This is a genomic window from Paenarthrobacter nitroguajacolicus, assembly GCF_007786235.1.
In the GTDB taxonomy this organism is placed as follows: Bacteria; Actinomycetota; Actinomycetes; order Actinomycetales; family Micrococcaceae; genus Arthrobacter; species Arthrobacter nitroguajacolicus_A.
Map to the genome: position 1 here is coordinate 25771 of NZ_VNFK01000003.1, position 11920 is coordinate 37690.

Below are 11920 nucleotides of genomic sequence, written 5' to 3' on the forward strand. Positions count from 1 at the left end.
CAAATAGAGGACTGACTTAACACTTGATTGGCTTGGAGGCCTTGCTGTGGAAGTAAAGATCGGCATTCAGAACGTTGGCCGTGAAATTGTGCTCGAATCCGCCCTGGATGCCGATGCCGTAGCCAAGATCGTGGCCGAGGCCGTTACCAAGGGCTCGGAACTGCGCCTCACTGACGAGAAGGGCCGCCAGATCATCGTTCCCGGAAACGTCCTGGGTTACGTTGAGATCGGCGCCGAGGAAGTCCGCCGCGTCGGTTTCGGTGCACTCTAGCGTCTTCCCACCCCGCGTCGCCCGCTAAGGAGTCTTCATGCTTTCACTCGTCGTGGTGGTTCTCGCCACCGTTGCCACCGGCTTCATTGTGTGGGCGAATGACAAGCGGCACGGCAAGTATGGAATTGCATTGCCGGCAGGTGTCTCGGCGGCTGTCGGAACGCTGAGCTGGATCGCGTTCATCAGCGCCGGCTTGGGGTACCAGCCGGGCGCGACATGGATCCCTTGGATCCTGCCGATCGTGCTGGGTACTGCCGCAGCTGCCGGCGTGGTGGTCTATCTGGGCCGGACGCGGACCAAGCACGATACCGCGGTGATGACCAAGGCCCTCCGGCTCTAGGCTCACACCCGGTCCCGCATCACGTCTACACAACAGCAATGGCCACCACCCCCAGGGTGGTGGCCATTGCTTGTGGCGTTCAAGTCTTTTTCAAGCGGCCGGGTAACGCCCGGGCTCCGCAACGGCTTCAACCGCCGCCGCGGCTGCACTCACGGAGGCCGCGGCCGCGACGTCGCGCCGGGTCACCTGACCGCCGGCGTCATGTGAGACATAGCGCAAGAACACCCGGTTGTAGCGCCAGTCAAGATCCGGGTGGTGGTTTTGTTCTTCGGCGATCCGGCCAATCGCGGCGATCAATGCCAACGCCTTGGCCGCCGTCGAGGTTTTGTAGACAGCTACCAGGCCGCCGTGAAGTTTCCAATCCGGAAGGTCCCTGAGGGCGGCGTCGACCGCGGCTTGAGTCAGGTGGTCTGCCTGGTCGGCCATGACTGCTCCTTCGGCTAGAGGAACTCCGCCCGGCCTTCCATGGCCGAGGACGCGAGTGCGTGCTCCCGCCGCGGAATCCGGCCTGCCCGTTTGGCCAGCCTACCGGCGATGACAGCGTGTTTGAAGGCTTCGCCCATCTGCACGGGGTTCTGCGCACGGGTAACGGCTGTGGCCAGCAGAACGGCGTCACAGCCCAGTTCCATGGCAAGCGCTGCGTCCGAAGCGGTTCCAATTCCGGCGTCGAGAACCACCGGCACGGAGGCCCGGGACACGATGAGCTCGATGTTGTGCGGATTCAGGATGCCCAAGCCGGTTCCAATGGGCGAGCCGAGCGGCATGACGGCTGTGGCGCCAAGGTTTTCCAGCCGCAGCGCCAGGACGGGGTCGTCATTGGTGTAGGCGAAGACTTTGAAGCCGCGGTTCACCAGTTGCTCGGTGGCGTCCACCAGTTCAACGGCGTCAGGAAGAAGCGTGTGCTCGTCCGCGATGACTTCCAGCTTCACCCAATCGGTTTCCAGTGCCTCCCGTGCCAGTTCCGCCGTCATGACGGCATCTTTGGCCGTGAAGCAGCCAGCCGTGTTGGGCAGCACCCGGATGTCGTTGTCCACCAAGAGCTGGAACAGCGAGCCGGCCTCAGCCGGCGAATAACGCCGCATGGCGACTGTGGTGAGCTCGGTCCCCGATGCCAGGAGGGCGGCTCCGAGGCCGTCCAGGCTGGGCGCCCCTCCCGTGCCCATGATCAGGCGGGAGCCGAATTCGACGCCGTCAATCACCAAGGCGTCTGTGCGGATTTCAGTACTTGCTGTGGTCATGGTTCAGCCTCCTTGGACTGCGGTTACGAGTTCGAGTTCGTCTCCGTCGGCGAGCGTCGTCGTCGACCATTGGCTGCGCGGTACAACTTCGGAATTACGCGCGACGGCGACACCCAGCTTTCCGCCGTCGGCTGCCTGTCCCTTGTGGTCCAGGACCCGGCCGGTGATGGAGCTGACCAGGGTGCTGACCGAGGCGTCGTCCGCCACTGTATGGTGGGCGCCGTTGAGTTTGATGTTCATACTGATTCCTTGCTGGGAGCGGCTGCTGGCGTGGTTGTGTGGGGTTCCGGGAAGTTGGTCGCGAAACGGTCCGGCCGGAAGCGGGACCACCGGGAGTCCGACGAACCGCTGATCAGTTCGCAGACGATCCTGGCGGCTACAGGTGTGAGGAGAACACCGTGACGGAAGAAGCCTGTGGCTATGACCAGCCCCGCGATGTCCCCGCGTGAATCGGCCACGCGTCCGAGCAGTGGAGCGTTGTCCGGGGTGCCTGGCCGGGCACGGGCCGTGGCTTCGAGCAATTCGAGCTCAGCCACTGTCGGAACCAGGACCTGGGCGTCCCGCAGGAGCTGGTAGACACCGCCGGCGGAAACTGCGTTGGACGTCGCCGACAGGGCATCCTCGCGCTGGGTCGCTCCAATAACGACGGTTCCGTCGTCCCTGGGGACGATATACACGGGCACCCCGCGGACCATGCCCCGGACGGTAGCTGTCAACAACGGCTGGAGGTGCGCCGGGACTCGAAGCCTGAGGATGTCGCCGTAGACCGGCCGCACCGGGAGGCCCGTGCCCTCGGGGAGGCCGAGCAAGTGCGCAGCACCCAGTCCGTTGGCCACCACTGTCTCACCCGCGAGGACTGTGCCTCCGGCTTCGAGTTCCACTCCGCAAACCCGGTTCCCATTCCACAGCACTCCGCGCGCGGAGTCGGCTACGGCGAATCCATGGTCGGCACCGGCCACCCAGGTGTCGTCGCCGGGCGAATGGGCGGCCAACCCCGCCAGCAGACAGTTTGCCAGTTTCCGGGGATCCACTTGGTGGTCGGCTGGAATGTCGAAGGCGCAGGAAATTTGGGGGCTGAGCAGGGGCTCGCGTTCCCGTGCCGCCCGCAATGCCAGCGGCTCGACGTCCAAACCAGCGGCGAGCTGCACCAACCGCAGATCGGCGAGCGCGCGACGGTCGGCGGCGTCGGCACCCACGGCGAGGGTCGGCGTCGTACAGTATCCGGTGCCTTCCCCGGCTCGGGGAAGGCCGCCCACGAAAGCCGGCCACAGACGGGAAGACTCGAGCATGAGCTCCAGGAGGTCTTCCTCCTGGTAGTGCAATTCGCTGACCGGTGCAAGCATTCCGGCGGCGGCGAACGTGGCGCCGGATGCCGGGGCTGGGTCGATGAGCGCCACTGAGCGACCCTGCCGACGGGCCTCGTGGGCTATCCCAAGGCCGATGATGCCTCCGCCGATGACGGCGACGTCCGCGCGAACTGTCGATGTGTTGCCTGGAGCGTGGCGGGATTCTGCCATTCGGTTCCTTCCCTACGCCGGTACTAGCCGGATCAGGTCAAGCGGTCGGCGCTGAAGCCCTCTCAGCCGGACAGTCATATGACGAAGGTCGCGGCTCCCGCAGTACGTGCCCAGTTTAGAGGAACTACTCTGGTTTCCATGACCCAGCCTGAATCCCTCGCCTCAGCCCGCCTCTATCTGTGCACGGATGCACGCAAACGGCAGGGCGATTTTGAAGACTTCGTCGACGCCGCGTTTGCCGGCGGAGTGGATATCATCCAGCTCCGCGACAAGACCATCGAAGCGGCCGAGGAACTGGAAATACTGGCCGTCCTGCGCAGCGCTGCGCAGCGGCACGGACGACTCTGGGCCGTCAACGACCGCGCCGATGTTGCCAGTGTTTCCGCGGCTCCCGTGTTCCACATCGGGCAAAAGGACCTTCCGTTGAAGGTTGCCCGCACCTTCCTTCCCAAGCCCGCAGTGATCGGCCTTTCCACCCACACTCCGGAGCAGGTGAATGCGGCAATCACGGCCTCCCCCGGGAACGACGGCTTGGACTATTTCTGCGTTGGTCCGGTCTGGGCAACACCCACCAAACCGGGCCGGACAGCAGTGGGGCTGGACTTGGTCACATATGCCGCAGAAGCCACTAAGCGCGCAGACGAAACCACCCAGGGCGCCGTCGAGCTGCCGTGGTTCGCCATCGGGGGCATCGACCTCAACAACGTGGAACAAGTGGTGGCCGCCGGAGCCAGCCGGATCGTCGTCGTGCGCGCCATCACCGAGGCGGAAGACCCGACGGCGGCAGCCAAGTCGCTGCTCGAAGCCCTGGACGCCGGGTAGCGCCAACGCGGCGGGCAGTCAGGCGGTCAGTCCGAGTTCCGTCATTCGGCGCGCGTGCCTTTCGGCGAGCTCGCCGGTCAGTTTCCTCACCGCGGCCCGGGCGTCGCCGCCGTTCTTCAACGTTGGCCCCACCCTGGGGTGTTCCATTCCCACGCGTTGTGCCTGCGTCAGGGCTTCGCCTACCAACCGGCGGCCCCATAACGCCAGCCGGGAGGCCAGCCTCGGGTCATCGGCCAACGCCCGCCTCAACAGGACGCGGAGGACTTCGGTGGCTTGGTCGGGAGATGCCACCCGCTCAACGAACTGCTGCGTCCCGGCATCGAGGAACCCTGCAACAGCACGGTAGAAGTCCGAGGAAACGGTATCGATGACGTAGGCCTTCATCACGGATTCGAGCCAGTCCCCCGGTTTGGTGCGCTCGTGGAAATGGTCAAAGGACCGCTGGAAGGGCAGCATGGCCTCCTCGGGATCGATCCCCATTTCGGAGAGTCGATCGCTGAGGAGGGCGAAGTTTCCGTAGGCACCCACGGCTATCTTGGCCAGTACCGACCGGTCATGGAGTGTGGGCGCGTAGCGGGAATCGAATGAGAGCCGCCCGAACGCGGACAACTCGCCATATGCCATGGCTCCGAAGAGCTCTGCTGCGAGTTGATCGGCCGAGGCGGGTGGGTCCGGTGAAGTGCCCATGGTCCAAGACTAACCCTGAGGCCTACTAGGCTGGCTCGAAGTGAGTTGGCAGCGAGGCGTCCCAAACGTGCCCCTGCCCTCACCTCGTACCCACCCCACTGAAGGATCATTAATGAGTCACCCGAGCTACCCGCCCTCGCCCCAGAACGATGCCGGAGCAGGAGTTCCGCAGATCCCCACCGCGCCCGTCGGCTACGGAGGCCAGTACCAGGCCGGGCCGCAGAACGATTTCCAACCCGGCCCGGGTTCAGCACAGTACGGGGCTCCAGGGTTTGGTGGTCCCGCCAAGTCCTTCATGGTTACCTGGATTCTCTCCCTGCTCTTGGGTGGACTCGGCGTGGACCGCTTCTACTTGGGCAAGATCGGTACCGGCATTGCGAAGTTGCTCACGGCGGGCGGCTTGGGCATCTGGTCCATCGTGGACCTCATCATCACGCTCACAGGAAATGCACGCGATAAGCAAGGCCGTCCGCTGGCGGGGTATCCGGAGAACAAGAAGAAGGCCTGGATCATCACGATCGTCGTATGGTTCGCCGGGCTCATCATTGGAATCGTGTCCACGGTGGTGTCTTTGACGCTCGTCGCGGCAGCAGTCCAGGGAGGTACCACGCCTGTCCCGGCCCTCCCCTCGACTTCCCAGGAAGCGCCTCTGCCGTCGCCGGGGCCTGTCACTGATGCCAACTCCTTCATGGTCACCGTCTCCGACGGCAACACGGTGAAAGTCAGCATCGTCAACTCCGGGTACACCACCGAGATTCCCGACATGTCCTACATGAAGCCGAAAAACGGAGGGTTCCTCCTGATGGAGGTTTCGTGGGAAACGGTCACGGGAACCAGCCTTTCGGCTCCGACAAACTTCGAGGTCTTCGACGCTGACGGCAACAAGGGAGAGCAGATCTACCTTGAGGAAGCCATGGGGAGCCTGCCTTCCGAGGAAGTCGGACCCGGACAAGTCCGTCAGGGCGTCATCGCCTTCGACATCAAGAGAGGCCCCACCTCGGTGGTGGTCAACGACGACTTGGGCGATAAGGCTGCCACGGTCACGCTGACGCCGGCCAGCTAGCAGCTCCTCCGGATTCACTGCGCTTCGAATGCCCGTTGTCCTTTGGACAGCGGGCATTTGCGTGAGGGCGTCCAAGACTATCCGTGTGTTTAGGGCTAACCTGATTTTCGTGTCACATCATCGGATAGCTCCCAACGTCGACGACTCAACGGACCAGCTCGCGGCGGCCCTTGCCGCGCTAAGGACGGAGCTGGAGCTGCCTGGAGCCTACCCAGCGGAGGCAGTCGCGGAAGCCCAGGAAGCCGTGGACACCCTTGAGCTCCCTGACCGGGACCTGCGCGATATTCCGTTCGTGACCATCGACCCGGCGACTTCCACGGACCTGGACCAAGCCCTCTTCATAGACCGCGCAGGCGACGGCTACAAGGTTCTCTACGCCATCGCCGACGTGCCTTCCTTCGTGGCTCCGGGCGGCGCCCTGGACGCCGAAACCCGACAGCGGGGGCAGACGTTCTACGCCCCTGATGGCCGAATCCCGCTGCACCCGGAGGTAATCAGTGAGAATGCCGGCAGCCTGCTGCCGGATCAGGACTGCAGCGCCTTCGTGTGGAATTTTGACCTGGACACCGACGCGGAGGTTGTCACCGTTTCCGTGGCACGTGCCACGGTCCGAAGCCGTGCCAAGCTCAGCTACAAAGGCGCCCAACAGCAGATCGACGACGGCTCGGCCCCGCCCGTCCTGGCGCTTCTCAAGGAAGTGGGGCTGAAGCGGGTCGAACTGGAACGGCTCCGTGGTGGCGCGAGCCTCAACATGCCGGAACAAGAGATAGTCCAAGCGACCGACGGCGGCGGGTACAGGATCGCCGCGGCTCCCTCGCTGCCCGTAGAGGATTGGAACGCACAGATCTCCCTCATGACCGGGATGGCCGCAGCCCGGCTGATGCTTGATGGCAAAGTGGGCATCCTGCGCACCATGCCCGCACCTGACGAGCGTTCGTTGCAGCACTTCAAACGGCAAACCACCGCCCTCGGCAAACCGTGGGACGGACAAGTCACGTATGGCGAGTATTTGCGGACCTTGGATGCCTCCGATCCCAAGCAACTGGCCATCCTGCATTCGGCTGGGACCCTCTTCCGAGGTGCCGGCTACACGCCCTTTGACGGCGAGGTGCCTGACACAATCGTCCAGGCAGCCATCGGCGCACCCTACGCCCACACCACAGCTCCCCTGCGCCGCCTGATTGACCGGTTCGTCCTGGTGATCTGTGAAGCCCTCAGCAACAACCATGACATCCCCGCGTGGGCGCGTGATGCCCTGCCGACATTGCCCGACATCATGGCGGGTTCGGACCAGCTGGCCGGACGCCTTGAGCGCGCAGCCCTGGATACCGTGGAAGCGGCGCTCGTCGCCAACCATATTGGCCAGGAGTTTGATGCTGTGGTGATTTCCGGATCGAAGCCTTCCAATGGCAACGGAAACGGCAACGGCAGGAGTAATGGGAACGGCAATGGCCCTTACGGCGTTGTCCAGATTGCCGAGCCGGCCGTCACGGCCCGCTGTGACGGCGAACTGGAGTCCGGGACCCAGGTCAGGGTACGTCTCCTGAAGGCCGACATCGCCAGCCGGGAGATCAGGTTCGAACTATTGGCGTGACCCCTTTAAACACGCGATCCGGGCTTTAGGGCTCCCAGAGGATAGACTGGGCCTGTAGTAATGGATGCCCGGTCGTTGATTCAGTTAATTTTTGAACTCAACAAGCCCGCCCCTACGCGATCTTGAGATGTACCAACTGGTCACCAGTGCCAGTACTTAGATAGCCCGCGATCGGCTTCCACTGGACTTGCTTGCGCGCCCGTTCGTGCTCCGGTACGGCTCCGCCGCCCCCGTTGAGCATGCAGCGCCAATGCCCAAATGAATAAGGAAACTCCCTGTGAGTGAATTGCATACCCATGAAGTCCTGACCGACTCCACCGGAACAGAAACCATCGAACCCGAGGAAACGATCATCTCGGATGAGACGCCCCACGAGATCGAAGAAAAGTCGTTCGCCGACTACAACGTCCGCGCCGACATCGTGGAGTCCTTGGCCGACGCCGGAATCACGCACCCCTTCCCCATCCAGGCCATGACGCTGCCGGTCGCCCTCAGCGGGCACGACATCATCGGCCAGGCCAAGACGGGTACCGGCAAGACGCTGGGCTTCGGCATTCCCGCCTTGCAGCGTGTCGCTGGCCGTGACGACGCCGGTTACGCCAAGCTCGCTGTTCCCGGCGCACCCCAGGCCCTGGTCATTGTCCCGACGCGTGAACTTGCCGTCCAGGTGGCCAACGACCTCCAGACCGCCTCGCGCAAGCGCAATGCCCGGATCGCCACCATCTATGGCGGCCGTGCCTACGAGCCCCAGATTGATGCCCTGCAAAAGGGCGTCGAAATTGTGGTCGGCACCCCTGGCCGACTGATCGACCTCTACAAGCAGAAGCACCTGAGCCTGAAAAACGTCAAGATGGTGATTCTTGATGAGGCCGATGAAATGTTGGACCTTGGCTTCCTCCCGGACGTTGAGACCTTGATCGCCGGTACCCCTGCTGTTCGGCAGACGCTGCTCTTCTCGGCAACGATGCCCGGCCCGGTCATCGCCATGGCCCGCCGCTACATGACGCAGCCCACCCACATCAGGGCAGCCGACCCGAACGATGAGGGCCTCACCAAGCGCGACATCCGCCAGCTCATCTACCGTGCGCACAGCATGGACAAGACCGAAGTGGTGGCCCGCATCCTGCAGGCCCGCGGACGTGGCCGGACCATCATCTTTACCAAGACCAAGCGCACAGCAGCAAAGGTCGCTGAGGAGCTCGTCGACCGCGGCTTCGCTGCGGCAGCCATCCACGGCGACCTCGGCCAAGGGGCACGCGAACAAGCGCTCCGCGCCTTCCGCAATAACAAGGTGGACGTTTTGGTGGCCACGGATGTCGCCGCCCGCGGCATCGACGTTGATGACGTCACCCACGTCATCAACTACCAGTGCGTGGAAGACGAGAAGATCTACCTGCACCGTGTTGGCCGTACCGGACGCGCCGGTAACAAGGGCACCGCAGTTACGTTCGTTGACTGGGACGACATGCCGCGCTGGGGCCTGATCAATAAGGCTTTGGGACTCAGCGTTCCGGAGCCCGTCGAGACCTACTCCTCGTCGCCGCACCTCTACACGGACCTCGACATTCCCGAGGGCACCAAGGGCCGCCTGCCGCGCAACAAGCGCGTCCTCGCAGGCGTGGACGCCGAGGTCCTCGAAGACCTGGGCGAGACCGGCAAGAAGAATGCACGCACCGGTGGCTCCGACCGCAATGGCAGCCGGGATGGTGGACGTGGACGCGATGGCGGCCGTGGCCGCTCCGGCAAGTCCGGCGACTCCGCCTCCAGCGAATCCAAGGGCGAAGGCGGACGCAACCGTACGCGCCGCCGTCGTACCTCTGATGGTGAAGCAGCCCCCGCTGCCGGTGCCTCGGAAACACGTACAGCAACCGCCGACAACGCCGAGAAGCCGGCGCGCACGCGTCGTACCCGCACGCGTCGCCGCAACGGCGAAGTGGTTTCCGGTGAGGCCACTGCGGCCCAGTCCAGCAACGCCGAGGCCTAAAGCCCTCAATGACTGAAACTGTTTGGGCGCCGGACGGCGGCAACTTGGTGGTGCACGCGGACAACGCGGAGTTCCTCCCTACGCTGCCGGACGGCGCCTTCACACTCATTTATGTGGACCCTCCGTTCAATACGGGCCGAGTCCAGCGACGCCAGGAAACCCGCATGGTCCGTAACGCGGACGGCGACGGTGACCGCGTCGGCTTCAAGGGCCGCTCGTACGACACCATCAAGGGCGCCCTCCACAGCTACGACGACGCCTTCAGCGATTACTGGTCCTTCCTGGAGCCGAAACTCGTGGAGGCCTGGCGGCTACTGGCCGACGACGGCACCCTCTACCTGCATTTGGATTACCGCGAGGTCCACTACGCCAAGGTGATGCTCGATGCCATCTTCGGCCGGGAGTGCTTCCTCAACGAGATCATTTGGGCCTACGATTACGGCGCCCGCGCCAAAAACAGGTGGCCCACCAAGCACGACAACATCCTGGTGTACGTGAAGAACCCCACCAGGTACCACTTCGACAACGCCGAAGTGGACCGTGAGCCCTACATGGCGCCTGGCCTGGTCACGCCGGCCAAACGCGAGCTTGGCAAGCTGCCTACGGACGTGTGGTGGCACACGATTGTGTCACCAACCGGCCGGGAAAAAACCGGCTACCCCACCCAGAAACCCGAGGGCCTGGTACGCAGGATCGTCTCCGCCTCCAGCCGTGAAGGCGATTGGTGCCTCGACTTCTTCGCAGGCTCCGGCACCCTCGGCGCCGTTGCCGCCAAACTGGGCCGCAGCTTTGTGTGCGTCGACCAGAACGAACAGGCGATCGCAGTCATGCAAAAACGCTTAGGTGGCAAAGCTGAGTTCCACCAGATCCAGCCGACGGCCTCCTGAGCCCGCTTCCTGGGGGGGCTCAGTCAGGCAACGCCCTTCACGAAGGCAGTCACGGAGTCGGCGATCATCTGAACGGCGATGGCTGAGAGCAGCAAGCCGGCGATCCTGGTGACAAGCTCCACGCCGTTCTCGCCCAGCACCCGCTGCACCACACCTGCGAACCGCATGGCCAGGTACAACGACGCCAGCACCACCGCGATGCCCAGCCCAACAGCCAAGTACTCCGCCAGTTGAGTGGACTGCTGGACGAAGACCATGACTGCCACAATGGCGCCAGGTCCTGCCATCAACGGCGTGCCCAGCGGAACGAAGGCCACGTTCTTGTACTTGGCGGCGTTTTCCTCGCCGCTGGTGGATCCTGTCAGCAGCTGCAGGGCGATCAGGACCAGGAGCAGGCCGCCGGCGCCCTGCAATGCGGCCAGCGAGATGTGCATGTAGTTCAGGATCGACTGGCCGAAAATCGCGAACACCACGATCACGCCCGTGGCCACCAGGAGCGCCTGGAACGCCGAACGGTTGCGGTCCTTTGCCGACATTTGAGCCGTCAACGACATGAAAATCGGCACGGTTCCCGGTGGGTCCATGATCACGAACAGAGTGACGATCACCGATGCGAGCAGTTGCAGATCCATCAGCGGAACCCCTTCACCGTATTACCGTGCTGCCGGTTGCCAACTCCTCGATCCGCGCCAAGACCTCCGGCGGCGTCGTGTTTTCGCCCAACAGGTTCGGTTTGCCCGCTCCGTGGTAGTCCGAGGATCCCGTCATCAGCAGCCCATGCTCAGCCGCAAGCCCACGCAGGAAAGTGCGTCCTTCCTCGGGATTGTCCCGGTGCTCCACTTCAAGCCCCAGCAGGCCGGCGTCGATCATGTCCTGGTAAGTGCGCTCCCCCACGATGCGTCCCCTCGACGAAGCCACGGGATGAGCGAAAACCGGAACCCCGCCGGCGGCCCTGACGAGCTCGACGGCGACTGCCGGGTTGGGCGCATAGTGCTGCACGAAGTAGCGCGAATGGGACGTGAGGATGGACGTGAAAGCTTCCGTCCTGTCCGCGACTACCCCGGCGGCCACCAAGGCATCGGCGATGTGCGGGCGTCCCACGGTCGCACCGGGAGCTACGTGGTGGATGACGTCGTCCCACGTCAGCGGGTAATCCTCGGACAAGAGGGTGACCATGTGCTCGGCGCGGGTCAGCCGTGCGTCCTTGGACTTGGTGATCTCCTCCAGCAAGCCCACGTGGGCGGGATCGTGGAGGTAACTCAGCAGATGGACGCTGATGCCCTGCTCTGTCCGGCACGAGATCTCCATTCCCGGAACGAACGCAATGCCGTGTTCGCGTGCCGCCGCGGACGCAGACTCCCAGCCATCGGTGGAATCGTGGTCCGTCAAGGCTACGGCGTCGAGGCCTGCCGCGACGGCGGAAATGATCACCCCGGCCGGTGTCTCGGTTCCGTCGGAAACATTGGAGTGCGCATGCAGGTCTATCCTCACTTTCCCAGCCTATGGGATGTGGGCCC

At 63.9% G+C, this 11920-nt stretch carries 14 protein-coding genes and 1 riboswitch; of the genes, 7 read left to right on the plus strand and 7 right to left on the minus strand.

The features are described 5' to 3' along the window. The first annotated feature begins 46 nt into the window (after positions 1 to 46). Together FQP90_RS04010 and FQP90_RS04015 are read left to right on the plus strand one after the other, a co-directional pair. Positions 47 to 271 (plus strand): DUF3107 domain-containing protein, encoded by a 225-nt coding sequence (locus FQP90_RS04010; RefSeq protein WP_011775412.1) that lies wholly within the window; start codon positions 47 to 49, stop codon positions 269 to 271. Positions 272 to 308: 37 nt separating this feature from the next. Beyond that, the gene (locus FQP90_RS04015) at positions 309 to 611 is read left to right on the plus strand and encodes a hypothetical protein (protein ID WP_144648453.1); all 303 of its coding nucleotides are present in this window, start codon (positions 309 to 311) and stop codon (positions 609 to 611) included. A gap of 90 nt (positions 612 to 701) precedes the next feature. Here FQP90_RS04015 and FQP90_RS04020 read toward each other — a convergent pair whose 3' ends face one another. The 4 genes from FQP90_RS04020 to thiO all read right to left on the minus strand — a co-directional run bounded on the left by FQP90_RS04020 (position 702) and on the right by thiO (position 3366). Continuing rightward, positions 702 to 1037, minus strand: a complete 336-nt coding sequence (locus FQP90_RS04020; protein ID WP_144648454.1) for a 4a-hydroxytetrahydrobiopterin dehydratase — start codon at positions 1035 to 1037, stop codon at positions 702 to 704. A gap of 14 nt (positions 1038 to 1051) precedes the next feature. Then, positions 1052 to 1849 (minus strand): thiazole synthase, encoded by a 798-nt coding sequence (locus FQP90_RS04025; RefSeq protein WP_144648455.1) that lies wholly within the window; start codon positions 1847 to 1849, stop codon positions 1052 to 1054. Positions 1850 to 1852: 3 nt separating this feature from the next. Further along, entirely contained in the window at positions 1853 to 2089 is a 237-nt protein-coding gene (gene thiS, locus FQP90_RS04030; protein WP_144648456.1) for a sulfur carrier protein ThiS, read from the minus strand. Next, positions 2086 to 3366 (minus strand): glycine oxidase ThiO, encoded by a 1281-nt coding sequence (gene thiO / locus FQP90_RS04035; RefSeq protein WP_144648457.1) that lies wholly within the window; start codon positions 3364 to 3366, stop codon positions 2086 to 2088. The genes thiS and thiO overlap by 4 nt, the downstream gene beginning before the upstream one ends. Next, positions 3358 to 3477: riboswitch (TPP riboswitch) on the minus strand. Its footprint overlaps the gene before it by 9 nt. Positions 3478 to 3504: 27 nt before the next feature. On the opposite strand from thiO, the gene thiE reads away from it, so the two are divergent. Beyond that, the gene (thiE, locus tag FQP90_RS04040) at positions 3505 to 4188 is read left to right on the plus strand and encodes a thiamine phosphate synthase (RefSeq protein ID WP_144648458.1); all 684 of its coding nucleotides are present in this window, start codon (positions 3505 to 3507) and stop codon (positions 4186 to 4188) included. Between the two features lie 18 nt (positions 4189 to 4206). On the opposite strand, the gene FQP90_RS04045 is transcribed toward thiE, so the two are convergent. Further along, entirely contained in the window at positions 4207 to 4875 is a 669-nt protein-coding gene (locus tag FQP90_RS04045; RefSeq protein WP_144648459.1) for a ferritin-like fold-containing protein, read from the minus strand. Between the two features lie 112 nt (positions 4876 to 4987). Between FQP90_RS04045 and FQP90_RS04050 the strand changes: the two genes are divergently transcribed. The 4 genes from FQP90_RS04050 to FQP90_RS04065 all read left to right on the plus strand — a co-directional run bounded on the left by FQP90_RS04050 (position 4988) and on the right by FQP90_RS04065 (position 10403). Next, positions 4988 to 5938: a TM2 domain-containing protein gene (locus tag FQP90_RS04050; RefSeq protein ID WP_144648460.1), complete on the plus strand. Its 951-nt coding sequence runs from the start codon at positions 4988 to 4990 to the stop codon at positions 5936 to 5938. Between the two features lie 109 nt (positions 5939 to 6047). After that, positions 6048 to 7532 (plus strand): RNB domain-containing ribonuclease, encoded by a 1485-nt coding sequence (locus tag FQP90_RS04055; protein WP_144648461.1) that lies wholly within the window; start codon positions 6048 to 6050, stop codon positions 7530 to 7532. A gap of 277 nt (positions 7533 to 7809) precedes the next feature. Then, positions 7810 to 9516, plus strand: a complete 1707-nt coding sequence (locus FQP90_RS04060) for a DEAD/DEAH box helicase (RefSeq protein WP_144648462.1) — start codon at positions 7810 to 7812, stop codon at positions 9514 to 9516. Positions 9517 to 9524: 8 nt separating this feature from the next. Next, positions 9525 to 10403 carry a DNA-methyltransferase gene (locus FQP90_RS04065; RefSeq protein WP_144648463.1) on the plus strand — a complete coding sequence of 293 codons (879 nt, stop codon included), beginning with the start codon at positions 9525 to 9527 and terminating at the stop codon, positions 10401 to 10403. Positions 10404 to 10426: 23 nt separating this feature from the next. On the opposite strand, the gene FQP90_RS04070 is transcribed toward FQP90_RS04065, so the two are convergent. After that, a complete protein-coding gene (locus tag FQP90_RS04070) occupies positions 10427 to 11035 on the minus strand; it encodes a MarC family protein (RefSeq protein ID WP_144648464.1) in 609 nt (202 codons plus the stop codon). A gap of 13 nt (positions 11036 to 11048) precedes the next feature. Then, on the minus strand, positions 11049 to 11894 hold the full coding sequence (locus tag FQP90_RS04075) for a PHP domain-containing protein (protein ID WP_144648465.1): 846 nt from the start codon (positions 11892 to 11894) through the stop codon (positions 11049 to 11051). Between the last annotated feature and the right edge of the window lie 26 nt (positions 11895 to 11920).

Coding starts and splice junctions, on each gene's coding strand:
- FQP90_RS04015 (WP_144648453.1), top strand. CDS start 309: ATGCTTTCACTCGTCGTGGTGGTTCTCGCCACCGTTGCCACCGGCTTC.
- FQP90_RS04020 (WP_144648454.1), bottom strand. CDS start 1,037: ATGGCCGACCAGGCAGACCACCTGACTCAAGCCGCGGTCGACGCCGCC.
- FQP90_RS04025 (WP_144648455.1), bottom strand. CDS start 1,849: ATGACCACAGCAAGTACTGAAATCCGCACAGACGCCTTGGTGATTGAC.
- thiS (WP_144648456.1), bottom strand. CDS start 2,089: ATGAACATCAAACTCAACGGCGCCCACCATACAGTGGCGGACGACGCC.
- thiO (WP_144648457.1), bottom strand. CDS start 3,366: ATGGCAGAATCCCGCCACGCTCCAGGCAACACATCGACAGTTCGCGCG.
- thiE (WP_144648458.1), top strand. CDS start 3,505: ATGACCCAGCCTGAATCCCTCGCCTCAGCCCGCCTCTATCTGTGCACG.
- FQP90_RS04045 (WP_144648459.1), bottom strand. CDS start 4,875: ATGGGCACTTCACCGGACCCACCCGCCTCGGCCGATCAACTCGCAGCA.
- FQP90_RS04050 (WP_144648460.1), top strand. CDS start 4,988: ATGAGTCACCCGAGCTACCCGCCCTCGCCCCAGAACGATGCCGGAGCA.
- FQP90_RS04065 (WP_144648463.1), top strand. CDS start 9,525: ATGACTGAAACTGTTTGGGCGCCGGACGGCGGCAACTTGGTGGTGCAC.
- FQP90_RS04070 (WP_144648464.1), bottom strand. CDS start 11,035: ATGGATCTGCAACTGCTCGCATCGGTGATCGTCACTCTGTTCGTGATC.